Source organism: Enterobacter sichuanensis, assembly GCF_009036245.1.
Classification (GTDB): domain Bacteria; phylum Pseudomonadota; class Gammaproteobacteria; order Enterobacterales; family Enterobacteriaceae; genus Enterobacter; species Enterobacter sichuanensis.
The window spans coordinates 3327165-3349949 of record NZ_CP027986.1 but is presented as its reverse complement, the minus strand read 5'-3'; the positions used below and the strand labels follow the sequence as shown (position 1 = coordinate 3349949).

Annotated in this window: 20 protein-coding genes, 7 tRNA genes and 1 other RNA gene; 11 read left to right on the top strand and 17 right to left on the bottom strand. The window is 52.9% G+C overall.

Annotated elements, in window-relative coordinates; translation table 11 throughout:
* The first annotated feature begins 3 nt into the window (after window positions 1-3).
* Window positions 4-930 carry an AEC family transporter gene (locus C1N69_RS16120; RefSeq protein WP_045406126.1) on the top strand — a complete coding sequence of 309 codons (927 nt, stop codon included), beginning with the start codon at window positions 4-6 and terminating at the stop codon, window positions 928-930.
* Here C1N69_RS16120 and C1N69_RS16115 read toward each other — a convergent pair.
* The 6 genes from C1N69_RS16115 to C1N69_RS16090 all read right to left on the bottom strand — a co-directional run bounded on the left by C1N69_RS16115 (window position 854) and on the right by C1N69_RS16090 (window position 2319).
* Complete coding sequence (locus C1N69_RS16115; protein WP_155031521.1) at window positions 854-1516, bottom strand: HD domain-containing protein; 663 nt, start codon at window positions 1514-1516, stop codon at window positions 854-856. The genes C1N69_RS16120 and C1N69_RS16115 overlap by 77 nt on opposite strands.
* Before the next feature lie 267 nt (window positions 1517-1783).
* Window positions 1784-1911, bottom strand: a non-coding RNA gene (locus C1N69_RS16110) — RtT sRNA.
* A gap of 29 nt (window positions 1912-1940) precedes the next feature.
* A tRNA-Lys gene (locus C1N69_RS16105) sits at window positions 1941-2016 on the bottom strand.
* 4 nt (window positions 2017-2020) lie between these two features.
* Window positions 2021-2096 (bottom strand) — tRNA-Val (locus tag C1N69_RS16100).
* 29 nt (window positions 2097-2125) lie between these two features.
* Window positions 2126-2201, bottom strand: a tRNA-Val gene (locus tag C1N69_RS16095).
* 42 nt (window positions 2202-2243) lie between these two features.
* Window positions 2244-2319 (bottom strand) — tRNA-Val (locus C1N69_RS16090).
* Window positions 2320-2577: 258 nt separating this feature from the next.
* On the opposite strand from C1N69_RS16090, the gene gltX reads away from it, so the two are divergent.
* A complete protein-coding gene (gene gltX / locus C1N69_RS16085; RefSeq protein ID WP_088244323.1) occupies window positions 2578-3993 on the top strand; it encodes a glutamate--tRNA ligase in 1416 nt (471 codons plus the stop codon).
* Between the two features lie 46 nt (window positions 3994-4039).
* Here the strand turns inward: gltX and C1N69_RS16080 are convergent, their stop codons facing one another.
* A complete protein-coding gene (locus C1N69_RS16080) occupies window positions 4040-4432 on the bottom strand; it encodes a YfeC-like transcriptional regulator (RefSeq protein WP_202911315.1) in 393 nt (130 codons plus the stop codon).
* Complete coding sequence (locus C1N69_RS16075) at window positions 4428-4796, bottom strand: YfeC-like transcriptional regulator (protein WP_045285814.1); 369 nt, start codon at window positions 4794-4796, stop codon at window positions 4428-4430. Before C1N69_RS16075 ends, C1N69_RS16080 begins: the two co-directional genes overlap by 5 nt.
* Window positions 4797-5013: 217 nt before the next feature.
* Between C1N69_RS16075 and C1N69_RS16070 the strand changes: the two genes are divergently transcribed.
* From C1N69_RS16070 to C1N69_RS16060, 3 genes are all read left to right on the top strand, one after another.
* Window positions 5014-5089: transfer RNA gene (locus C1N69_RS16070), tRNA-Ala, on the top strand.
* Between the two features lie 41 nt (window positions 5090-5130).
* Window positions 5131-5206: transfer RNA gene (locus C1N69_RS16065), tRNA-Ala, on the top strand.
* A gap of 214 nt (window positions 5207-5420) precedes the next feature.
* Window positions 5421-7610, top strand: a complete 2190-nt coding sequence (locus tag C1N69_RS16060; RefSeq protein ID WP_155031520.1) for a sensor domain-containing phosphodiesterase — start codon at window positions 5421-5423, stop codon at window positions 7608-7610.
* Window positions 7611-7654: 44 nt separating this feature from the next.
* On the opposite strand, the gene C1N69_RS16055 is transcribed toward C1N69_RS16060, so the two are convergent.
* Window positions 7655-8842: a NupC/NupG family nucleoside CNT transporter gene (locus C1N69_RS16055; protein WP_008501591.1), complete on the bottom strand. Its 1188-nt coding sequence runs from the start codon at window positions 8840-8842 to the stop codon at window positions 7655-7657.
* A 349-nt stretch (window positions 8843-9191) separates the two neighbouring features.
* Here C1N69_RS16055 and C1N69_RS16050 point away from each other — a divergent pair, with 349 nt between their 5' ends.
* Window positions 9192-10430 carry an Nramp family divalent metal transporter gene (locus C1N69_RS16050; protein WP_025758760.1) on the top strand — a complete coding sequence of 413 codons (1239 nt, stop codon included), beginning with the start codon at window positions 9192-9194 and terminating at the stop codon, window positions 10428-10430.
* Window positions 10431-10459: 29 nt separating this feature from the next.
* Here C1N69_RS16050 and C1N69_RS16045 read toward each other — a convergent pair whose 3' ends face one another.
* Both C1N69_RS16045 and mgrA read right to left on the bottom strand, forming a co-directional pair.
* Window positions 10460-10813: a DUF2502 domain-containing protein gene (locus C1N69_RS16045; RefSeq protein WP_045285811.1), complete on the bottom strand. Its 354-nt coding sequence runs from the start codon at window positions 10811-10813 to the stop codon at window positions 10460-10462.
* A 126-nt stretch (window positions 10814-10939) separates the two neighbouring features.
* Window positions 10940-11938, bottom strand: a complete 999-nt coding sequence (gene mgrA / locus C1N69_RS16040) for an L-glyceraldehyde 3-phosphate reductase (protein WP_047959170.1) — start codon at window positions 11936-11938, stop codon at window positions 10940-10942.
* A gap of 185 nt (window positions 11939-12123) precedes the next feature.
* Here mgrA and ipdC point away from each other — a divergent pair, with 185 nt between their 5' ends.
* Window positions 12124-13782 carry an indolepyruvate decarboxylase gene (ipdC, locus tag C1N69_RS16035; RefSeq protein ID WP_047959169.1) on the top strand — a complete coding sequence of 553 codons (1659 nt, stop codon included), beginning with the start codon at window positions 12124-12126 and terminating at the stop codon, window positions 13780-13782.
* Here the strand turns inward: ipdC and C1N69_RS16030 are convergent, their stop codons facing one another.
* Window positions 13783-15018: an ion channel protein gene (locus C1N69_RS16030; protein WP_155031519.1), complete on the bottom strand. Its 1236-nt coding sequence runs from the start codon at window positions 15016-15018 to the stop codon at window positions 13783-13785.
* 206 nt (window positions 15019-15224) lie between these two features.
* Between C1N69_RS16030 and glk the strand changes: the two genes are divergently transcribed.
* Complete coding sequence (gene glk / locus C1N69_RS16025) at window positions 15225-16190, top strand: glucokinase (RefSeq protein WP_155031518.1); 966 nt, start codon at window positions 15225-15227, stop codon at window positions 16188-16190.
* A gap of 32 nt (window positions 16191-16222) precedes the next feature.
* Here glk and C1N69_RS16020 read toward each other — a convergent pair whose 3' ends face one another.
* On the bottom strand, window positions 16223-16954 hold the full coding sequence (locus C1N69_RS16020; protein WP_095441542.1) for a LytR/AlgR family response regulator transcription factor: 732 nt from the start codon (window positions 16952-16954) through the stop codon (window positions 16223-16225).
* Between the two features lies 1 nt (window position 16955).
* Window positions 16956-18662 carry a sensor histidine kinase gene (locus tag C1N69_RS16015; RefSeq protein WP_155031517.1) on the bottom strand — a complete coding sequence of 569 codons (1707 nt, stop codon included), beginning with the start codon at window positions 18660-18662 and terminating at the stop codon, window positions 16956-16958.
* A gap of 386 nt (window positions 18663-19048) precedes the next feature.
* Here C1N69_RS16015 and alaC point away from each other — a divergent pair, with 386 nt between their 5' ends.
* Window positions 19049-20287 (top strand): alanine transaminase, encoded by a 1239-nt coding sequence (gene alaC / locus C1N69_RS16010; RefSeq protein ID WP_025757135.1) that lies wholly within the window; start codon window positions 19049-19051, stop codon window positions 20285-20287.
* A 53-nt stretch (window positions 20288-20340) separates the two neighbouring features.
* Here the strand turns inward: alaC and ypdK are convergent, their stop codons facing one another.
* Window positions 20341-20412, bottom strand: a complete 72-nt coding sequence (ypdK, locus tag C1N69_RS16005; protein ID WP_099458937.1) for a membrane protein YpdK — start codon at window positions 20410-20412, stop codon at window positions 20341-20343.
* A gap of 358 nt (window positions 20413-20770) precedes the next feature.
* Window positions 20771-21691 carry a kdo(2)-lipid IV(A) palmitoleoyltransferase gene (gene lpxP, locus C1N69_RS16000; protein ID WP_025757136.1) on the bottom strand — a complete coding sequence of 307 codons (921 nt, stop codon included), beginning with the start codon at window positions 21689-21691 and terminating at the stop codon, window positions 20771-20773.
* Between the two features lie 12 nt (window positions 21692-21703).
* Between lpxP and C1N69_RS22745 the strand changes: the two genes are divergently transcribed.
* Together C1N69_RS22745 and C1N69_RS15995 are read left to right on the top strand one after the other, a co-directional pair.
* The gene (locus C1N69_RS22745) at window positions 21704-21841 is read left to right on the top strand and encodes a hypothetical protein (protein WP_154219997.1); all 138 of its coding nucleotides are present in this window, start codon (window positions 21704-21706) and stop codon (window positions 21839-21841) included.
* Between the two features lie 178 nt (window positions 21842-22019).
* Window positions 22020-22691, top strand: coding sequence for an ECs1377 family protein (locus C1N69_RS15995; RefSeq protein ID WP_071994035.1), 672 nt, complete (start codon window positions 22020-22022; stop codon window positions 22689-22691).
* On the opposite strand, the gene C1N69_RS15990 is transcribed toward C1N69_RS15995, so the two are convergent.
* Window positions 22651-22725 (bottom strand) — tRNA-Arg (locus C1N69_RS15990). The genes C1N69_RS15995 and C1N69_RS15990 overlap by 41 nt on opposite strands.
* Between the last annotated feature and the right edge of the window lie 60 nt (window positions 22726-22785).

The following is a 22785-nucleotide window of genomic DNA, read 5'->3' as shown; positions in this document are numbered from 1 at the left end:
ACCATGATTACGACTCTGCTCGCTCTTATTCCTGTCATGTTTCTGATTGCCCTGGGCTATATGCTGCGCTCGCGCAATTTTATTGATATGCAATTTTGGTTGCCCTGTGAGAAGCTCAATTACTTTTGGCTGTTCCCTGCGCTAATGTTCTCCCAGGTTGCCTCGGCTGACCTGGGGGAATTTCCGGTCAAGCCTATCGCATGGTCTATCCTTGGGGCAGTGCTGCTGGCAGCACTGTCTCTTTGGATCTGGCGGGGATTAAGCAGACAGTCAGGTCCTGTATTTTCCTCTGTCATTCAGGGAGCATTACGGCCGAATACCTATATTGGGGTGGCGGCAGCGGCAGCAACCTATGGCACTACCGGGTTGGCAGTCACGTCGATTAGTATCGCTGTAGCGATTCCTCTTTTGAATGTGGCATCCATTATTGTACTGATGTATTACGGTCAGGGTTCGAAACCCGCGCAGGCACAAATCATCAGGGCGCTGGTACGTAACCCTGTCATAATTTCGGTGCTTGCTGGGCTGCTTTTTAATGTCGCGAGTTTGCATTTACCGCAGATTGTATCCGACATTTTGCATATTCTGGGAGGTGCTTCTCTGCCTCTGGGGCTACTGGCTGTAGGTGCCGGGCTGGATCTGAAAGCGGCCCGTGCTTCTCACGGTGCCGTGTTGCAGTCGACAATCGTTAAGCTTCTTTTTGTTCCTCTGGTGACACTACTCATTGGTATATGGTCAGGAATAAGTGGTCCTGTACTGGCAACTGTCGTACTCTTCAACGCTCTTCCTTGTACTCCCTCTGCCTACATCATGTCCAAACTGCTTGGTGGAGATTACCGCCTCTCAGCAGGCATTATTTCTGTTCAGACGGTACTGGCTGCGGTAACGATTCCGGCAATTCTTTTTCTGACCACGTTGTCACCGAGCTGAGTGGCGTGTGCTGTTCATACTGCGCCCAGCTCTCTACGAACCATGCATCGCTTCCCTGCTGCTGACACAGCAGGGCAAGTCCTTCATCGCATAGCGCGCGGGCTTGTGCATACAGGATTTGATCTCCGGATGTGAGGACACTGAGCAACCTTTTCATCTCTAAAATATATTCGCAGGCAAAAATCGGGTCGCGCGCCACAACATCTCTTGCATTATCTATAAGATCGCATAACTTTATCGTTTGTGCTCCGGCATTTGCCCGCGCGCTGTGAATGAGATTGGCATTCTTGCGGTCAATACGAGAGCCTCCCGTTCGCCTGGGCCTGACATCCGTCAGCATTTCAACATATTGTCCGACCTCCACGCCGAACAACGAATCGATGGTTTCCAGTGTAACTCCCGTATCCTCAACGACATCATGGAGCCATGCCGCTGCGATCATTTCTTCGGTTGGATTTATGCTTTGTAGTAATTTGACGACGGATGCAGGGTGGACAATATAAGGTTCGCCTGTGAACTTACGTTTTTGACCGGCTTTACGATGAGCCTGGGTTGCAAAGCGTCTGGCACGTTCGCTGAGTTTCATTGTTTTTTCACCTAAATCGTTATTTTATATTGCCTTTTTTGCGTCTTTTCCAGACCGAAATGTTATATCTTATCCTTCATTTAATTAAGACGTCTGCCAGACGAGAAAAACGCATAATTTTTAAAGGAATACGGTTTTCCGCTCGCCCTTCGGGCCGTCGCCGAAAACGGCTCCTGTGCCTCACTACGTTCGGCTCGAACCTGCAACAGGTTCGAATCGTATATATCGCAGAAAGCAAAAAAGCGCCTTTAGGGCGCTTTTTTACATTGGTGGGTCGTGCAGGATGACTCGGCTTCGCCTCGCCCTTCGGGCCGTCGCCGAAAACGGCTCCTGTGCCTCACTACGTTCGGCTCGAACCTGCAACAGGTTCGAATCATATATATCCCAGAAAGCAAAAAAGCGCCTTTAGGGCGCTTTTTTACATTGGTGGGTCGTGCAGGATTCGAACCTGCGACCAATTGATTAAAAGTCAACTGCTCTACCAACTGAGCTAACGACCCGAAATGGTGGGCGATGACGGGCTCGAACCGCCGACCCCCTCCGTGTAAAGGAGATGCTCTACCAACTGAGCTAATCGCCCATTTCGGAACTACTTCGATAAGATGAGAATGGTGGGCGATGACGGGCTCGAACCGCCGACCCCCTCCGTGTAAAGGAGATGCTCTACCAACTGAGCTAATCGCCCAATCTCAATGCTTATCTACACTGCGAGTCTACGTGAAGTAGATGGTGGGTGATGACGGGCTCGAACCGCCGACCCCCTCCGTGTAAAGGAGATGCTCTACCAACTGAGCTAATCACCCCCGCTGTGTGGAGTCGCATTATAGGGAGAGTTGAAAATGAGTCAACGCATTTTCTAAAGTTTTTATTCGTTCGTCGTAAAATTAGACAAAACGATCGCGAAACGGGCAGTGGCGCATGATTTCTAAACAAAAATCGCAAACTCCTTCACGATAAAGGGATCAACATTGAGGAATCCCCCCACAGTGATAGAATATTGCCCATCGTTTTTTCCCCGGGATTTGCCGATTACCGGCATCTTTATAACGTAAGGCCATTTCATGAAAATCAAAACTCGCTTCGCGCCGAGCCCGACAGGCTATCTGCACGTCGGTGGTGCTCGTACTGCTCTCTATTCCTGGCTCTTTGCACGCCATAACAAAGGTGAGTTCGTGCTGCGTATTGAAGACACCGATCTTGAGCGCTCCACGCCAGAAGCAATTGAAGCCATTATGGATGGGATGAACTGGCTGAATCTGGAGTGGGATGAAGGTCCTTACTTCCAGACTAAACGCTTTGACCGCTATAACGCTGTCATTGATGAGATGCTGGTCGCGGGCACAGCGTATAAATGCTACTGCTCCAAAGAGCGTCTGGATGCGCTGCGTGAAGAGCAGATGGCAAACGGTGAAAAGCCACGCTATGACGGCCGTTGCCGTCACGACCACAGCGAACATGCCGCTGATGAGCCTTGCGTGGTGCGTTTTGCTAACCCGCAAGAGGGCTCTGTGATCTTCGACGACCAGATCCGTGGTCCGATCGAATTCAGCAACCAGGAGCTGGATGACCTGATCATCCGCCGTACCGACGGTTCTCCAACGTATAACTTCTGCGTTGTGGTTGACGACTGGGATATGGAAATTACCCACGTTGTTCGTGGTGAAGACCATATCAACAACACGCCACGTCAGATCAACATCCTGAAAGCACTGAACGCACCTGTGCCTGTTTATGCGCACGTTTCGATGATCAACGGCGACGACGGGAAAAAACTGTCTAAACGTCACGGTGCGGTAAGCGTTATGCAGTACCGCGACGACGGCTACCTGCCGGAAGCACTGCTGAACTATCTGGTGCGTCTGGGCTGGGCTCATGGTGACCAGGAGATCTTCAGCCGCGAAGAGATGATCGAACTGTTCTCTCTGAGTTCTGTGAGTAAATCGGCGAGCGCGTTCAACACCGACAAACTGCTGTGGCTGAACCACCATTACATCAATACCATGCAGCCAGAATATGTGGCGACGTACCTGCAGTGGCACATTGAGCAGGCAAATATTGATACCCGCACCGGCCCTGAACTGGCGGATCTGGTGAGACTGCTCGGCGAGCGCTGCAAGACGCTGAAAGAGATTGCTGAAAGCTGCCGCTACTTCTATGAAGAGTTTGATGAGTTTGACGCGGACGCCGCGAAGAAACATCTCCGCCCTGTTGCGCGTCAGCCGCTGGAGGTGGTACGTGACAAGCTTGCTGCACTCACCGAGTGGACCGCTGAGAATGTGCATCATGCCATTCAGGCGACGGCAGACGAGCTGGAAGTGGGCATGGGTAAAGTGGGTATGCCACTGCGCGTTGCGGTGACCGGTGCAGGCCAGTCTCCGGCGCTGGATGTGACTGTCCATGCTATCGGCAAGTCACGCAGCGTGGCGCGCATTAACAAGGCGCTGGATTTTATCGCCGAGCGTGAAAACCAGCAGTAATGACCTCCCCGAAAAGAAGAACGGCAGGGTAACCTGCCGTTTTTTTTTATGCATTTTGTTCAGCAATATCCAGGCGCGTAAGAAAGCCGCGTATCCCTTCGCGCTTCAAAAAGTCTTCCAGACGCTTCTGCTCCAGCTCAGTCATATTCTCCAGCGTCTCAATAATGCCCGGGCGCAGGCTTGTAGGGGAGCTATGATATGCGGTGGTGGCCTCAGCGAGATGGTAAACCGCCTGACGGCTCCGGATCGCCGGGAGGCGCTTAATATAGTCTTTCACGCGTGCATCAACATGAATAAGCCTCGCCCGACCGCCTTTCACACCGTTGAGCCCTTCGGTTTTCCACGCCTGCTGGCGTATCCAGCGATTAACCGTCTGCCTGGCAACCCCCAAAATTAGCGCCAGTTCTTCCGTGGTCATTTTGCCAGGTAAATTTTTAATATTCATTCCGATCGCGAATCCCTAAACGTTGCAGCAATCCGGTAATCCCTTCCCGCAGTAACAGTGATGTCATCTGTTTCTGTTCTTCCGGCGTCATTTCGTTGGCCAGCGTCAGGAGCAGGGTATGAAGCGAACTGTCGTGGCTGGCGCCTTCGGGCAGCTCGGGCGTTTCGGTTGCCCGTCGTGCACTGCGAATAAAGTCACGCACTTTTTCGTTCACATGCACCAGACGCGCTTTCCCGCCCTGGACTCCCGGTTTTGGCGATGTAATCCAACCCTCTTTGCGTACCCATTTATTGATGGTCTGGCGGCTATAGCCAGTGAGGAGGGCTAACTCTTCTGGCGTCATTCGTTCCTTGATCATGCAATTTCCTGAATATTTGTGGGGTCAATTAACGGTTCATTTTATAGCACCGTTTTAGACGAAAACGTGACAGGCTTAACTCATGACTGCGAGCAGGCTCGCAAAGTGATTCATTTGCATGATTTTTCGGCGATTGAACGGCGGGTATTGATTTTGCCGTTGACACTCCGCAGCGGAATTCATATTATGCCGCCCGTCAACATGACAGCTTTACGATGGGGCTATAGCTCAGCTGGGAGAGCGCTTGCATGGCATGCAAGAGGTCAGCGGTTCGATCCCGCTTAGCTCCACCAAACTCTGAACCCAACAGAGTACGGTTAGTAAAGTCACATGTGGGGCTATAGCTCAGCTGGGAGAGCGCTTGCATGGCATGCAAGAGGTCAGCGGTTCGATCCCGCTTAGCTCCACCAAAATTGTAAACCCTCGTCAAATGACGAGGGTTTTTTTTATCTGTTTGTTATGTCCATTACCCTCTTTTGTTATCAAATAGAGATATTTCTGTCTCTCACCTCAATCGACATCAATAAACCAGTCCATAAATAGACTTGAACTTGATTCGCGCAATTAATAAACATATTATCCACCCGGTCAATGATACGAACGGATAATATACGTCCCTGCTTAATGAATAGAAAAACTTACAATAACGTAAAGATATTTATAATTGCCCTGGCGCTATGCCTGATTGCGGTACCTGTCTCCCGTTATCTTTCTCCCCGCGCAATGGTTAATGGTCACGACGTTTATTTAGCATGGTTACCGCTAAGCGTTATGCTGGCGATTATTTTGCTATTTGGGCGCAGGGCCATACTTCCCATATTGTTAGGTTTTACTGTCACTAATTTATTTTACGTTAATTTAGCACCGCTACAATATTCAGTATTACTGTTCTGTCAGACCTTTGCGTTGTTCACAGCGTGCGGCGTGCTGCGTCTTATGCTGGGTAAGCGCTGGCGCTACTGCATCCCTAACAAGCATATCGGATTACGTATCTTCTGGCTCGGTTTTATCGTGCCGGTAGGCATTAAGCTGTCGATGTATATGGCAGGCTATTTATTTGATTTCCCGCTGACTATTTCAACCTTTTTCGGCGAAGGCACGGTAATTTATAACGTAGTGGACATCCAAAGCCTGATATGCGCAGCGCTGATTTTTACCATGATGTTCTATTACCCATTAAGAATGATAATTAATCCTCGTTATGCCGTGACCTTCTGGCGGCGAAGCGTGAAGCCGGTGTTTTTACACAAGAATTCATTATATATTTTCGTCTGGCTAATACTGTTAAGTTTCATTCTCGTCATTTTATGTGGGCCTTTTGAATCTCCCGTCATTGCGGGCTATTTAATGCCGCTGATTTTTATTCTTTTTACGCTAGCGATAAGTCGCCTGACCTACGCGCTTATCTCTCTGCTTTGGGCCACATCAGCGCTCCTGCTGTTGAACTACAACTACAACTTCCTTAACGGGGTGGAATCGGGCCATTCGCTCTCCTTCATCCTCTCCGTGCTGATCTCTTTCGCCATCTGTCTGCTGTATATGTCGCGCATTTACCAGCGCAGCGAGTGGCTGAAGCGGGGCTGGCAGGGAAGGGCGCTCACCGATCCGTTAACCGGTTTGCCCAATATTCGTGCGCTGGAGGATTATCTTGAGATCCACCCGGCTGCCAAAGTGTGCATTCTGCGCATGGACAATCTGGAGTTTTTGAGCCGCCACTACGGGATCCTCATGCGGGTGCATTGCAAACGAACGATTGCCACGTCGCTTCAGCCGCTTTTGCAGAAGGATGAGATGATCTTCCAGTTGCCCGGAAGCGAGCTGGTGCTGGTATTGCTCGGGTCAGACATTGCTGAACGCCTTCAGACTATGGTCGACCGGCTCAACAGCAGTAAGATTTTCTGGAACAAAACCGGGCTGGATATTGAATTTGGCGCATCCTGGGGAATGGTCGAAAACGGCGAAAAGCTGCATCACACGCTGGGCCAGCTGAGCTGGCTGGCAGAACAGGCCTGCGGCGCGCACAACGTGCTTGCGCTCACTAACAGCCTGGAAGCGGCATCAGGGCAAACGACCGAACGCGTACTCATGCTCGCGCGGATTAAGCATGCGCTGGATGCAGGGCAGTTCCATTTATACGCGCAGCCCATCCAGAAGGCGGACGGTAGCGGGTACAACGAGATCCTGGCGCGCATGGAAAGTGAAGGGGAGATCATTACCCCCGATCGCTTTATTCCATTAATTGCCCAGTTTAACCTGAGTCATCGGTTCGATATGTGCATTATGGAAAAGCTACTGATGTGGCTGCGCGCCAATCCTGAAACGCAGGCCGGTGCCCGCTTCTCGGTCAATCTGATGCCGCTGACGCTGATGCAAAAAGAGGTCGCTGGCGAGATTTGTGCGCTCTTTGAACGGTATGGCGTCGCGCCGCAGGCTGTCGTTATTGAAATTACGGAGGAACAGGCTTTCTCAAATTCAGGCAGCAGCATTAACAATATTCAGCAACTGCGGGATTACGGTTTCCGGATTGCGATTGATGATTTTGGTACCGGCTATGCTAACTATGAGCGTCTGCGACGTCTGCAGGCGGACATCATTAAAATTGACGGCTGTTTTGTGAAAGACATTTGTACAGATGACATGGATGCGATGATCGTGCAGTCAATGTGTAATCTGGCGAAGACCAAATCACTATGCGTCGTCGCGGAATACGTCGAAACACCGGCGCAGCGGGAGATGCTGCTTCGCTGCGGTGTGGATTACCTGCAGGGCTATCTGATCGGCAAACCCAGACCACTGGAAGAGTTACAGGCATAAAAAAACCGGGAGCAGGCTCCCGGTTTTTTGTTTAACAGTAAAGGTTACAGTACCAGTGCTGCGATAGACGCAGACAGAACGCTCACCAGGGTAGAGCCGTAAACCAGTTTCAGGCCGAAGCGAGAAACCACGTTACCCTGTTCTTCGTTCAGACCTTTAATCGCACCGGCGATGATACCGATAGACGAGAAGTTCGCGAAGGAGACCAGGAACACGGACAGGATGCCTTCCGCGCGTGGAGAAAGCGTGCTGGCAATTTTCTGCAAATCCATCATCGCAACGAATTCGTTAGAAACCAGTTTGGTCGCCATGATACTGCCCACCTGCAGCGCTTCGTGAGCAGGAACACCCATCACCCATGCAACCGGGTAGAAGATGTAGCCCAGAATGCCCTGGAAGGAGATACCCAGCACCGCGGCGAACAGGGCGTTCAGCGCAGAAATCAGCGCAATAAAACCGATCAGCATGGCGGCAACGATAATTGCCACTTTGAAACCAGCCAGAATATATTCACCCAGCATTTCGAAGAAGCTCTGACCTTCGTGCAGGTTTGACATCTGGATGTTCTCTTCGCTGGCGTCAACGCGGTACGGGTTGATCAGCGACAGCACAATAAATGTGCTGAACATGTTCAGAACCAGCGCAGCAACCACGTATTTTGGCTCCAGCATGGTCATATACGCGCCCACGATAGACATGGATACGGTAGACATTGCGGTGGCCGCCATGGTGTACATGCGGTTGCGGGACATCTTGCCGAGAATATCTTTATACGCGATGAAGTTTTCAGACTGACCGAGGATCAGGGAGCTCACGGCGTTGAAGGATTCCAGCTTACCCATGCCGTTGACTTTGGATAACAGGAAACCAATGCCACGAATCACAAACGGCAGAACGCGGATGTGCTGCAGAATACCGATCAGCGCAGAGATGAAGACGATAGGGCACAGCACCTTCAGGAAGAAGAATGCCAGACCTTCATCGTTCATCTTACCGAAGACAAAGTTCGTTCCTTCATTGGCGAATCCGAGCAGTTTTTCGAACATTTCGGAGAAGCCTTTCACGAAGCCAAGGCCTACGTTGGAGTTCAGGAAGAACCACGCAAGTAAAACTTCAATGACCAGCAGTTGGACAACATAACGAATACGAATTTTTTTGCGGTCTGTGCTGACCAGCAATGCGAGTGCAGTAACGACAACAAGTGCCAGGACAAAATGAAGGACGCGGTCCATATTTGCTCCAAATATGAGGCAGGTTTAATTTTCGTGCACATTCTATGTAACAAGGGAAAAGAAAACGAGATCAAGGGCACACTATAGTTACATCCTGTGACGAGTCTCAAAAATAGTGATCCACAATACATTTTCGTTATGTTAGGTAAATGAGTGAAAAGTTAAGTTTGTGTGCTAGTCTTCACAAAAGAGCGCGCGATTTCAGTTTCTGTTAGATCGCCCCCGATTACCCGCCCGTCTATCGTTCAAAGCTATCAGAGAAATCACTGTAAACGTTATAAATGATCTTGATAATCATTCTCATTTTGGTAGCATTAAACATAGCAAAGGCTATATTTCAGAGGCAGACATGACAAACAGTCGCGTAGAGGGTAGCAGTGGCAGAGCAGCGCGCAAGTTGCGGTTCGCATTAATGGGACCTGCGTTCATTGCTGCCATTGGCTATATCGATCCAGGTAACTTTGCGACCAATATTCAGGCCGGGGCCAGCTTCGGCTATAAGCTGCTGTGGGTGGTCGTCTGGGCGAACCTGATGGCGATGCTGATTCAGATGCTCTCCGCAAAACTGGGCATTGCCACCGGTAAAAACCTGGCGGAGCAAATTCGCGACCACTACCCGCGTCCGGCCGTCTGGCTTTACTGGGTGCAGGCAGAAATCATCGCCATGGCAACGGACCTCGCTGAATTTATCGGCGCGGCGATCGGGTTCAAACTGATTCTGGGCGTGTCGCTGCTACAGGGGGCGGTGCTGACCGGGATCGCCACGTTCCTGATCCTGATGCTGCAGCGTCGTGGTCAAAAACCGCTGGAGAAGGTCATCGGCGGTCTGCTGTTGTTTGTCGCGGCGGCGTATATTGTCGAGCTGATTTTCTCCCAGCCAAATCTGGCGCAGCTCGGTAAAGGGATGTTGATCCCAGATTTGCCAACCTCGGAAGCGGTGTTCCTCGCCGCCGGGGTGCTGGGTGCGACCATTATGCCGCATGTGATTTACCTTCACTCCTCATTAACGCAGCATCTGCACGGCGGGACGCGGAAAGAGCGTTACTCCGCGACAAAATGGGATGTGGCCATCGCCATGACCATCGCCGGGTTTGTGAATCTGGCGATGATGGCGACCGCCGCTGCCGCTTTCCACTTTAACGGCCATACCGGCATTGCCGATCTCGACCAGGCTTATCTCACCCTGGAGCCGTTACTGAGCCATGCTGCCGCGACGATATTTGGACTGAGCCTGGTGGCTGCCGGTCTCTCTTCCACCGTTGTGGGCACCCTGGCAGGCCAGGTGGTCATGCAGGGGTTTGTCCGGTTCCATATTCCGTTGTGGGTGCGTCGTACCGTCACCATGCTGCCGTCATTTATCGTAATTCTGATGGGGCTCGATCCCACGCGAATTCTGGTGATGAGCCAGGTGCTGTTGAGTTTTGGGATTGCGCTGGCGCTGGTGCCGCTGCTGATCTTTACCAGCAACAAAACCCTGATGGGTGAGCTGGTTAACTCAACGCTGGTGAAAAGGACCGGGTGGGCCATTGTGGTTGTGGTCGTTGCGCTGAACCTGTGGTTGTTGATAGGGACGGCACTAGGGTTATAAAAAAAGGAGCCGGGAGGCTCCTTTTTAGATTAGTGACGGCCATGACCGTGGCCATGACCGTGACCTTTACCGCCGCGATCCCAGCCGCCACGGCGGTCATCACGGTCGTTCCAGCCTTCGCGATAACCGCGCTCATAGGCGTTGTTTTTATACCAGCCGCGATGCAAACCATTATCATGTTTCCACCAGCGATCGCCGCGCCACTCATAGTGACGATGCCAGTAATCACGGTCGCGCCAGTAGCCACCGTCCCAGTATCTGCCGTAGTCGTCACGATCGCCAATTTGTAATTTTACTGATGGCAACAGGGTGATTTCGCCAGCAGTGGCGACCAGCGGGGCCGAAGCCAGTAATACCGCTGCAAGAATCAGTGACCTGAACATACTCTTTCTCCTTCACGATCGGGGCCTTGTGGGGCCTGTTAACGCAATTTTACGAGTTGGTAAAGTCTCGTTTCATCGCCTCAACTCCGAATTCAAAAGGGATAGCACTTTTTGCTAAAAGTGTATCTATTTTGAGCCGTTCAGGATCCCGTCAATGGTGGCCAGCTCTTCTGCGCTGAAATGGCGATTCACGAGCATGCCCACCGCATCCTCTATCTGTGTGGTTTTACTGGCACCAATCAGAACAGACGTGACCGCGTCGTGGCGTAATATCCAGGCCAGCGCCATCTGCGAGAGCTTCTGACCACGGCCTTCCGCCATGGCATTGAGCTTTCTTACCGTTTCCAGTTTCTCTTCGGTGATCTGCTCAGGGTTAAGGAACTTACTGTCGCTTGCCGCGCGTGAGTCTGCGGGAATACCGTTCAGATAGCGGTTGGTCAGTTGCCCGCCGGCGAGCGGCGAGAAGGGAATGCAGCCGACCCCTTTTTCCTGCAGCACCTCCAGCAGCCCCGCTTCCGGCGCACGTTCAAACATGGAGTATTTTGGCTGGTGGATAAGACAGGGCGTACCGAGATCGTTGAGGATATCAATCGCCTTGCGAGCCAGAACAGCCGGATAGTTGGATAACCCGACATACAGGGCTTTTCCCTGACGCACCACATGGTCAAGCGCTTTCATGGTTTCCTGCAGCGGCGTTTGGGGGTCTGGACGGTGGTGATAGAAGATATCCACATACTCCAGCCCCATGCGCTTCAGACTTTGATCGAGGCTTGCCAGCAGATATTTACGTGACCCCCAGTCGCCGTAAGGGCCTTCCCACATCGTATAACCTGCTTTGGTTGAGATAATGAGCTCATCGCGCCAGGGCAGGAAATCTTCCTGCAAAATACGGCCGAAATTACGTTCGGCGGATCCGGGTGGCGGACCATAGTTGTTGGCAAGGTCGAAATGCGTAATGCCCAGATCGAACGCACGCTGTAAAAGTTGACGGCTGTTTTCCAACAGCGTGGCATCGCCAAAATTATGCCACAGCCCGAGCGAGATGGCGGGCAACGAAAGCCCGCTTCGTCCGCAGCGGCGATATTCCATTGTCTGATAACGATTTTGGTCCGGCTGATAACCCATTCTGGTGACCTCTGGCGCTGGAGAGAAGAATCAGTGTATGCGTTTACATGTACCTGAAAAAAAACAGCATAGCGCAGCCTTTTTTGTAAAGCATTCTTTCCATGCTCTTCTTACTGCCGATTCTGGACAGTCATCACGCTTCTTTAATACTCAAAGTGAGGTCAACATTAGAAGGATACCTGTTCATGCGTACCCCATACTGCGTCGCCGATTACCTGCTGGACCGTCTTACAGAGTGTGGAGCCGATCATCTGTTTGGCGTGCCAGGCGACTACAACCTGCAGTTTCTCGACCACGTTATAGACAGCCCGGATATCTGTTGGGTGGGCTGTGCCAATGAATTAAACGCCTCTTATGCCGCTGACGGCTATGCCCGATGTAAGGGCTTCGCCGCGCTGCTGACGACGTTCGGCGTCGGAGAGTTAAGCGCCATGAACGGCATCGCTGGCAGCTATGCTGAGCACGTTCCGGTATTACATATTGTGGGCGCGCCGGGGACGGCGTCGCAGCAACGAGGGGAACTGCTGCACCATACGCTGGGTGATGGCGAGTTCCGTCACTTTTACCATATGAGCGAGCCGATCACTGCCGCCCAGGCGATCCTGACCGAACAAAACGCCTGTTATGAGATAGACCGGGTACTGACCACCATGCTCCGGGAGCGCCGCCCAGGCTACCTGATGCTGCCTGCTGATGTGGCTAAAAAGGCTGCCACCCCGCCTGTAAACGCTCTCACTCTCAGACATGCGCATGCCGATAGTGCCTGCCTGAAGGCGTTCCGCGATGCCGCTGAGAACAAGCTGGCCATGAGCAAGCGTACCGCGCTGCTGGCTGATTTCCTTGTCCTGCGCCATGGCCTGAAACATGCCCTGCAGAAGTGGGTCAAAGACGTGCCGATGGCGCACGCCACCATGCTGATGGGTAAGGGCATTTTTGACGAGCGTCACGCGGGTTTTTACGGTACGTACAGCGGTTCGGCGAGCGCCGGCGCGGTGAAAGAGGCCATTGAAGGGGCGGACACGGTGCTGTGCATCGGGACGCGATTTACCGATACCCTGACCGCCGGCTTCACCCACCAGTTAACCCCGGCGCAAACCATTGAAGTCCAGCCTCATGCCGCCCGCGTTGGTGATATCTGGTTTACCGGCATTTCAATGCATCAGGCGATTGAGACGCTGGTGGACCTGTGCAAGCAGCACGTACACGGCACGCCTGCACCGTCGTCTCAAAGCGCGATGGCCTACCCGCAGCCGGACGGCTCGCTGACGCAGGAGAATTTCTGGAGAACGCTACAGACGTTTATTCGACCGGGGGACATCATTCTTGCCGATCAGGGGACGTCGGCCTTCGGCGCGATCGATCTTCGCCTTCCGGCCGACGTGAATTTTATCGTTCAGCCGCTGTGGGGGTCGATTGGCTACACGCTGGCGGCGGCATTTGGTGCGCAAACGGCCTGCCCGAACCGGCGCGTAATCGTGCTGACCGGGGACGGCGCGGCGCAGCTCACCATTCAGGAGCTCGGCTCGATGCTGCGGGATAAACAGCACCCCATCATTCTGGTGCTTAACAACGAAGGGTACACGGTGGAAAGGGCGATCCACGGACCTGAGCAGCGGTATAACGACATTGCGCTCTGGAACTGGACGCAAATTCCGCAGGCACTGAGCCTCGATCCTCAGGCCCAGTGCTGGCGGGTCAGTGAAGCGGAGGAACTGGCGGACGTCCTCGAAAAAGTGGCGCACCACGAGCGGCTCTCGCTGGTTGAAGTGATGCTGCCGAAAGCGGACATCCCGCCGCTGCTGGGGGCGATTACCAGGGCGCTGGAGGCGCGCAATAGCGCCTGATTACCTGTCGTTTCGCCAGGCCATCATCATCGGTTTGCCCGCCAGTAGGAGCCAGGCGGGCAACATCACGATGCACAGTAACGGGATAAGGGTAGTATCCGGCACCACCACGGCGGCCATAAACAGACTCAGCCAGGCATCGCGCGTCACCACCAGCACCAGCCCCAGAATCGAACAGGAGACGGTAATCGCCGCCGGTACGGCATCGACATGTTCATGCAGCATCAGCCCCAGCGCAACGCCGATAAACACCGCAGGGAAGATGCGTCCACCGCGGAAACCACAGGCAGCAGCCACCACCAGCGCGGCGAGTTTTATCAGCGCAAACAGCAGATAATCGGATACGCTAAACACCTGGCTGAAAGCCAGCTGCTGCATTTCATCCAGACCTTTAAACAGCGTTACCGTCCCGCCGATGGCACCTAAAATACCGAGAATCAAACCGCCAGTTCCCAGAATCAACACCGGGTGTTTGAGCTTATGCACCAGACGGTGCAGGCGTGGAAGGCACCATACCGCCACCATTCCCAGTGCGATGGCAATGGCGACCACGATGGCGCCGCTGAAAATATCGGCGATCTGCATCTGGCCATAGTGGGGCAGGGAGAGTGAAAAATGGGGATGGAAAAACAGGCTGGTCGTCAACGCCCCGGCGGCGGCGGCCATCAGCGGGGCGAAGAGTTTGTCCCAGAGCGGAACATCATTATTGCTGCTGAGCGTCTGAGAAAAGATCAGCGCAGCGGCAACAGGCGTGCCGAAAAGCGCCCCGATGGTGCCTGCGGAGGCGAGAATGGTCCAGTCCAGCGCGCTTACGCGGGGCAAAATGCGTGAACCGAGGAACACCGCCATCCCAATATTCACCGCCATGATGGGATGCTCAGGGCCCAGGCTGACGCCGCCTGCCAGACCCATAATCAACGCAATAATAAGCCCTGGTAGTGCTGAAGGGGGCACCGGGGCACCAATCAGAGGCTCCTGCGCCGGGTCAGGCCCGGCATGCCCGGGGCTGAAACGGATCACCAGGCCTACCGCAATACCGGTCAGCGTTAGCATGATGACGATCCACGCAGGCGAATCAGCGGCGACCCCCAGTTTTACTGGAAGCGCCGTCCATAACATGGTTTGCAGCACCGACGCGACTTTCATCACGACAATGAGCACCAGACTTGAGACCACGCCAATGATTAACGCCGGAATGGCCAGCAACAGCATGGTTCTGGCTCGCGGGTGGAGCATGATGATTTCCTTGTACAAAACGCAATGACGTTACTTTGCACATTAAGCCTTATGGCAATAGTGCAAAAGGTGCTGAAACGGTAAAGTTATTCTGTGACGAAGATCGATAATCCACGGGCATTCACCTTCCGGTCGTTGTTGTTATCACGCCTTGAATTTACAGTGTCCCAAAAGATTTATTCTGACTTTAGCGGAGCAGTAGAAGAATGACAAAGTATGCTTTGGTAGGTGATGTGGGCGGCACGAACGCACGCCTCGCATTGTGCGATGTAAGTAGCGGTGAAATTTCCCGGGCGAAAACCTACTCGGGGCTGGACTATCCCTCCCTTGAGGCCGTTGTCCGCGTCTATCTGGAAGAGCATCAGGCCAGCGTCGAAGATGGCTGCATCGCGATTGCCTGCCCGATAACCGGTGACTGGGTCGCCATGACCAACCATACCTGGGCATTCTCCATCGCTGAGATGAAAAAAAACCTCGGTTTTGCGCATCTTGAAATCATCAACGACTTCACCGCGGTCTCCATGGCGATCCCGATGCTGAAGCCTGAGCATCTGATCCAGTTTGGCGGCGCCGAACCGGTCGAAGGCAAGCCGATTGCGGTTTACGGGGCTGGTACGGGTCTGGGCGTTTCGCATCTGGTGCATGTGGCTCAGCGCTGGGTGAGCCTGCCGGGTGAAGGCGGCCACGTGGACTTTGCGCCAAACAGTGAAGAAGAGGGGATTATCCTCGAAGAGTTACGTGCGGAGATCGGCCACGTTTCTGCTGAGCGCGTCCTCTCCGGTCCGGGGCTGGTGAACCTGTACCGGGCGATCGTGAAATCGGACGGCCGTCTGCCGGAAAATCTGCAGCCGAAAGACGTTACCGAACGTGCGCTGGCGGACAGCTGCATTGACTGCCGTCGCGCGCTGTCGCTGTTCTGTGTGATCATGGGGCGGTTCGGCGGCAACCTGGCGCTGACGCTGGGCACCTTTGGTGGCGTCTACATTGCCGGCGGCATCGTGCCGCGCTTCCTGGAGTTCTTCAAAGCATCCGGCTTCCGCGGCGGGTTTGAAGATAAAGGGCGTTTCAGAAGTTACGTACAGGACATTCCTGTTTATCTTATTGTGCATGACAACCCAGGCCTGCTTGGCGCGGGTGCCCACCTGCGTCAGGTTCTCGGTCAAATCCTCTGACGACACAGCCCTCTCCCCCGGGAGAGGGGCTTTTACAGATGCATCAGCTGACGGAACTCTTTCACCTTGCTGCGGCTCACCGGCACCTGAAAATCCAGATCCTTTAAGCGCAAAATATAGGTGTTGTTAAACCACGGTTCGATCTCGCGGATCTTGTTTAAATTCACACAGAACGACCGGTGACAGCGGAAAAAGTGTGCCGTCGGCAGCTTGCTGCAAAACTCGGTGATGTTCATCGCCATCACGTACGATTCCCGCCGCGTATAGACAAACGTCATTTTTTCATGGGCTTCAGCGTAATAGATATCGTTGACCGGCGTCACGATGATGCGCTCGTCTTTCACCAGGTTGATGGTGTCGTTTTCCCGCACCGTTGGGCTGGCGGTGGCGGGGGCGCTCTGCTGCTGCCATGCGGCTTCCAGTTTTTGCAGCATGGTGACTATCCGCGACTCCTGGTAAGGCTTGAGGATATAGTCAAACGCCTCCAGCTCGAAGGCCTCCACGGCGTGCTCTTTCCAGGCGGTGACGAAAACAATAAACGGCTTATGGGCAAACTGATTGATGTTCTGCGCCAGCAATACGCCGTCCAGCGACGGGATATTGATATCCAGGAAAATGGCGTCGACACGGTTATGCTGCAGAAACTTCAGCACGTCCAGACCATCATCAAAGGTGCCCACAATCTCCATTCGGCTGTGAGTTTTGATAAGCCAGCTCAGCTCCTGTTGAGCCAGAATTTCATCTTCTACGATGATGACTTTCATATTACTCACCCAACGGTAACAGTGATGTTGATGTATGAACGTGAGTGCGTTCATTCGGGACGTAAAAAGCAATTTCGGTGCCCGGTTCAAGACGGTGAATATGCAATCCATCGCCATAAAGCAGTTTCACCCGGTGGTGCACATTCAGCAGGCCGATTTTATTTCCGGGCATCTCGTTAGACTCCACGCGCTCAATGACCTTTGGATCAATCCCGTGGCCGGTATCGCGCACGGCAATGCGCACGCGGTTACCGCTTTCGGTGACGCTGATGGTCACAACGCCTTTGCCTTTACAGGGCTGAATACCGTGAACAATCGCATTCTCGACCAGCGGCTGAATAAGCAGGCTTGGGATCACGCAGTTGACCTCTTCATCAATATCGTAAATAACCGTGAGTTTGTCGCCAAAGCGTGCCTGCTCAATCGCGATGTAGTCTTTGATCTGATATAGCTCTTTTTTGATGTCGATCTGCTCGTCATCTTTCAACTCGATGTTGTAGCGCAGGTAGCGCGACAGATTGAAAATCAGCTGGCGGGCAGTGTCCGGATTAAGACGTATGGAAGAGGAGATGGCATTCAGGGCGTTAAACAGGAAATGAGGATTGATTTTGCTCTGCAACGCGCGCAGCTCTGCCTTATTTGCCATTTCACGCAGTTGTTCTGCCCGCGAGACCTCAAGTTGGGTGGAGATAATCTGCGACAGGCCAATGGCCATCTCCTGCAGAGAGGAGGTGATCTGATGCGCGTGACAGTAATAAATTTTCAGCGTGCCCGTTACGACACCTTTCTCCCACAGCGGGATCACCAGCATGGAGTGTATTTCCGGCGTTCGGTGGGCTTCATCATTGTTTTTAATGATGATTTTACCGTAGTTGATCGCCTGCCTGGTGGTGGGGCTGATGGTGTCATCATTATCGCGATAGTTGTGCTCCCCCACGCCGACGTAGGCCAGCACATGGTCGGTATTGGTGATGGCGACGGCATCGGCATGTATGTCGTGGCGGATAATCTCACAGACCTGACGCAGCGATTGGGCATTAACGTGGCGGAAAAGCGGCAGCGTTTTGTTGGCAATATCCAGCGCCAGTTTAGCCTGACGCGCGGCACTGGCCTCTTTTTCCCCTTCAACGCTCTGCACCAGCAGCACGATAAAACCGATGCAGACGCTGCCGAGGATCATAGGAATACCGATTTTCGAGACGATATCCAGCCCCAGCGCGGTGGTGGGGGCCCAGATGACCACCAGGATCATGGTCAGCGTTTCACACACCATGCCCGCGACAATCCCGGCGCGCCAGCGCTGTTTTTTCGGGATTTTGCGGCTGATCCAGCCGGACAGTATCCCGGCGATAATGCTGGTGATAAAGCACGGCACCGCCGTTACGCCACCGATATCAATCAGGTAGCGATGGGTCCCGGCAATCAGACCGGTGATAACGCCCACCCACGGGCCAAACAAAATTCCGCCTGACATCACGGCGATAATGCGCACGTTAACCAGCGAGCCCTCTACCGGCACGCCGGACCAGGTGCTGAACAGGGCGAACAGCGAAAAGATGGCGGTAACGGCCAGCAGCTCCTTAGGCGAGTGTGCAGACTTGTGCAACAGCTCGCGGAACAGGCGAATGCGAATAAGGAAGAACAGGCAAATCAGCATTAATGCCGCACGGTCAAATACCGCCAGCAGCATAGTGAATATTTCGTGCACGAGCAGACCTGGGAAAACGGGAAAGAACCATGATAAAAAACCTGGCGCGTATTGACCAGCTATCCGTCAGGTTTATCAAATGAGGAAAAACCATAATTTTCAAAGGGGATTATCGGGTGAGGATTGACGCCTCCTGATTTGCGATTGTTGGACCGGCGTCAGGTAACTGTTTTGATATCATTGTGTTAAATAACAGCTATCAGAACGACAGCCCTGAAACAAAGGTTTCCGCTTTTAGCCACAGCAATGTTCCGGTTTTTGTGCGAACGCTTTTTTTTCATTTCCCTCTCGACAGCATGAATTTTTTCAGGTTATTTTCTAAACACGCCACATCAGTGGCAGCGTCGCTCGGACGGTCCGGGCGCTAACGTTAATCTGAGGAATCTATGGCTGAATTCAGTCCTGAACGCCGTTTTACGCGTATCGATCGTCTCCCCCCTTATGTTTTCAATATCACCGCTGAACTGAAGATGGCTGCACGCCGGCGCGGCGAAGATATTATCGATTTCAGTATGGGTAACCCTGACGGCCCAACGCCAGCGCACATTGTAGAGAAACTCTGCACGGTAGCGCAGCGTCCGGATACACATGGGTATTCCACGTCTCGCGGTATTCCTCGGTTACGTCGCGCGATCTCGCGCTGGTATCAGGATCGCTATCAGGTTGATATCGATCCTGAAAGTGAAGCCATTGTGACCATCGGCTCGAAAGAGGGGCTGGCACACCTGATGCTGGCTACCCTGGATCATGGCGATACGGTGCTGGTACCGAATCCCAGCTACCCAATCCACATCTACGGCGCGGTGATTGCCGGGGCGCAGGTCCGTTCGGTGCCGCTGGTGGAAGGTGTCGATTTCTTTAACGAACTGGAACGTGCGATTCGCGAAAGCTATCCGAAACCCAAGATGATGATCCTTGGTTTCCCGTCGAACCCAACGGCTCAGTGCGTGGAGCTCGATTTCTTCGAGAAAGTGGTTGCGCTGGCGAAGCGTTATGACGTGCTGGTTGTGCACGATTTAGCCTATGCTGACATCGTCTATGATGGCTGGAAAGCGCCATCCATTATGCAGGTCCCGGGCGCGCGTGACGTGGCGGTAGAGTTCTTCACCCTGTCGAAAAGCTACAACATGGCGGGCTGGCGTATTGGCTTTATGGTGGGTAACAAAACGCTGGTGAGTGCACTGGCGCGTATTAAGAGTTACCACGACTACGGCACCTTCACGCCGCTACAGGTTGCGGCTATCGCTGCCCTGGAAGGCGATCAGCAATGTGTTCATGATATTGCTGCCCAGTATAAGCGCCGTCGCGACGTGCTGGTCAAAGGGTTACATGAAGCGGGCTGGATGGTAGAAATGCCGAAAGCGTCCATGTACGTCTGGGCTAAAATTCCGGAGCCGTATGCGGCGATGGGGTCACTGGAGTTCGCCAAAAAACTGCTCCAGGATGCGAAGGTTTGTGTGTCACCGGGCATTGGCTTTGGTGATTATGGCGATACCCATGTGCGATTTGCCCTGATTGAAAACAGCGACCGTATTCGTCAGGCGGTAAGGGGCATCAAGAGTATGTTCCGCGCCGACGGTCTACTCTCCTCAAAGAGCGTTGCTGAAACCCCCGCGTCGTCATGACATAAAAAAACAGGAGCCCATGGCTCCTGTTTTTTTTGACAGCATGTTCTTCACTAGATCATCAGGGCGAAGGTTCCGGCCCAGACTAAAACAATCACCGAAATGCCCATAAAGAAATATTTCACGTTTCATCGCTCCGCGTATCTTGTGGTACGCATTTAAAAACAGAGTCCACCTGATTATAGAGAACTGAAATCCGGTCAAAACGGAAATGAGAATTTTCCCGTTACGCCGCCAACTCCAGTTCAGAATTCTGTGCTTTCCTGATGCCAGACGGCGCTAATGTACGCCTAAAAATGGGGGGTGGCAAGAGGGATTTTTTTAAATAAATTCCGATAGTTACGGGTGTCGTGGAACGGCGACAGTTTGATTTCGCCGCGCAATAAAACCACTTTGAGCGACGCAATGAACGCGGGGAGTGCGGTGTGATGACAGGTGTTTGAAAAGGTTAGTTTCTTAGCGAAACTAACCTTTATAAAGCGATCAAATATAGAGCGAGGCTTCGCCAAGAGGACGCGTTTTGAATCGACGATGCATCCAGAGATACTGCTCTGGCGCACGCATGATTTCAGTTTCAATGACTTTATTGATAAACGCCGCGGCTTCGCACTCGTTTTGTGGATAGTTAGCCATTTCAGGAGAGATGTGCAGACGGTAGCCTGAATTATCCGCTTTTCTCACCATGGTCACGGTCAGCATGGAGGCACCCGACAGACGCGAAATCACAAAGGTGCCGTTGGTCGTCGCAACGTCTTTAACCGCAAAGAACGGTGCGAAGCTGCTGCCCTTGCGCCCATAATCCTGATCGGGGGCGAACCAGACAGCCTCACCTTTCTTCAGCGCTCCGACCATACCGCGCAGGTTGTTACGGCTGATCATCGCCTTATTGGAACGCATGCGGCCACGCGTCTGTACCCACTCCATCAGCGGACTGTTGTGAGGACGATAAGTGGCCATCATGGGCTGACAAAGTCCCATCACGCGGCCACCCAGCTCCAGCGACATAAAATGAACGCCAACAACCATTACGCCGCGTTTTTGCATCTGCGCGTGTTTAAGGTTATCCAGCCCTTCCACGTCAAACCATTTACGGACACGTTCATCCGGCCAGAACCAGGCCATACCGGTTTCAAGCAGCGCCATGCCGATAGACTTGAAGTTTTCAGCGATGAGCTTCTCGCGTTCCTCGGCATTGTACTGTGGAAAGCAAAGCTCAATATTTTTACGCGCGATGGATTCGCGACGTTTCAGGAAATAGCGGGATGCGCTGCCCAGCTTCGACCCCAGCAAACGCAGAACGGGGTAGGGAAGCTGAACCAGCAGCCAGAGAACGCCAAGACCAAACCAGGTAAACCAGTAACGCGGGTGTAAGAACGCACGTTGAAATTTGGATTGAGACAAAATAGTGAAACCTATATGAAGCCTGTAAAGGTAGCGCAGAGTTTGCGATACGACGTGCCGATAAGACCGTTCTTCAAGGTGATGGTTGCAGGCTTTACCGAACTTTACGGCGTTACCTGGCCACTGCTGATTTGGGTGGGCGGCGTAATGTAGCACCGTTATACGATATGTGCTATTACTCGTTTTTGATTAAAAAAGCGGCAGAATGAAAGGTGCTTGATTTTGCAGTTTTTATCGTTCTCAACATTGTCTTGTGTCAGCTCTGGAGCGTAACAATAGAGGCTGGTAAAGTCTGTTTCAGGACGACAACGTAACTGACAGGAATAACCGGGTGACTGAGCGGATCGATTATCAGATTGAAAAGTACAGTTTTACGGAAGTAAATGAATCCCCTCGCCTTACAGAGCAGTGGAGTGATGTTTTGCGCGAGTGCAGGGAGAGTAAAGCCGGGGCAGAGGAGCGCTTGCGTATTGCTTTGCTCAATGTCGATTACGTGACCAGCTTTGAGCTGCCATTCCGCTTGCTGCTTGTTCGCACGCCCCAGTTAATTGCTGGACTGCGTCATGAGCTCCAGCTCAGCCAGAAAAATGTCCTGTTTAACGGGAAACGCTTCGGCTGTGTCTGGAGCGTGAAAACCGATCTGAGCGATGTTCCGGAAAGTTTTCAGTACCGTCTGTCTACCCGTATCCGGCGACTGGGGGCGGCCCGGCAGACCGCGGAACCTTTTTTACTTATTGCGAAAGAGATTAAGTCTCCCGTCGAACGTCTGAAGCGGGCGCTGTTGAGCGGGCTGGACGTGACCGCCCTGGATGCGCTTTTCTGGTTTGGCATTCAGAGGATTGCCGCCGAGGTGTCGCGTCTGAGAAAGTCGGGGATGAGGATTGCAACGGCTGAAACAGAGGTATTTGACAATCTGACCGGAACGACACGGCGCGTGCCGGTTTATCGTTGTGCGGAAAAGATGGTGTCCCCTGCAGGAATCGAACCTGCAACTAGCCCTTAGGAGGGGCTCGTTATATCCATTTAACTAAGGGGACGAGGCGGCACGAGTATAGCGTTATTTACACTTTGCGTTAAGCGCATCGCCGCCTGACTGC

Bases quoted from the DNA above. Each gene is read 5' to 3' on its own strand.
- gltX (WP_088244323.1), top strand. From the start codon at position 2,578: ATGAAAATCAAAACTCGCTTCGCGCCGAGCCCGACAGGCTATCTGCAC.
- mgrA (WP_047959170.1), bottom strand. From the start codon at position 11,938: ATGGGTTATCAGCCGGACCAAAATCGTTATCAGACAATGGAATATCGC.
- C1N69_RS16055 (WP_008501591.1), bottom strand. From the start codon at position 8,842: ATGGACCGCGTCCTTCATTTTGTCCTGGCACTTGTTGTCGTTACTGCA.
- ipdC (WP_047959169.1), top strand. From the start codon at position 12,124: ATGCGTACCCCATACTGCGTCGCCGATTACCTGCTGGACCGTCTTACA.
- glk (WP_155031518.1), top strand. From the start codon at position 15,225: ATGACAAAGTATGCTTTGGTAGGTGATGTGGGCGGCACGAACGCACGC.
- C1N69_RS16050 (WP_025758760.1), top strand. From the start codon at position 9,192: ATGACAAACAGTCGCGTAGAGGGTAGCAGTGGCAGAGCAGCGCGCAAG.
- C1N69_RS16115 (WP_155031521.1), bottom strand. From the start codon at position 1,516: ATGAAACTCAGCGAACGTGCCAGACGCTTTGCAACCCAGGCTCATCGT.
- C1N69_RS16060 (WP_155031520.1), top strand. From the start codon at position 5,421: ATGAATAGAAAAACTTACAATAACGTAAAGATATTTATAATTGCCCTG.
- C1N69_RS16045 (WP_045285811.1), bottom strand. From the start codon at position 10,813: ATGTTCAGGTCACTGATTCTTGCAGCGGTATTACTGGCTTCGGCCCCG.
- C1N69_RS16030 (WP_155031519.1), bottom strand. From the start codon at position 15,018: ATGCTCCACCCGCGAGCCAGAACCATGCTGTTGCTGGCCATTCCGGCG.
- C1N69_RS22745 (WP_154219997.1), top strand. From the start codon at position 21,704: ATGAAGCCTGTAAAGGTAGCGCAGAGTTTGCGATACGACGTGCCGATA.
- C1N69_RS16120 (WP_045406126.1), top strand. From the start codon at position 4: ATGATTACGACTCTGCTCGCTCTTATTCCTGTCATGTTTCTGATTGCC.
- C1N69_RS16020 (WP_095441542.1), bottom strand. From the start codon at position 16,954: ATGAAAGTCATCATCGTAGAAGATGAAATTCTGGCTCAACAGGAGCTG.
- alaC (WP_025757135.1), top strand. From the start codon at position 19,049: ATGGCTGAATTCAGTCCTGAACGCCGTTTTACGCGTATCGATCGTCTC.
- C1N69_RS16075 (WP_045285814.1), bottom strand. From the start codon at position 4,796: ATGATCAAGGAACGAATGACGCCAGAAGAGTTAGCCCTCCTCACTGGC.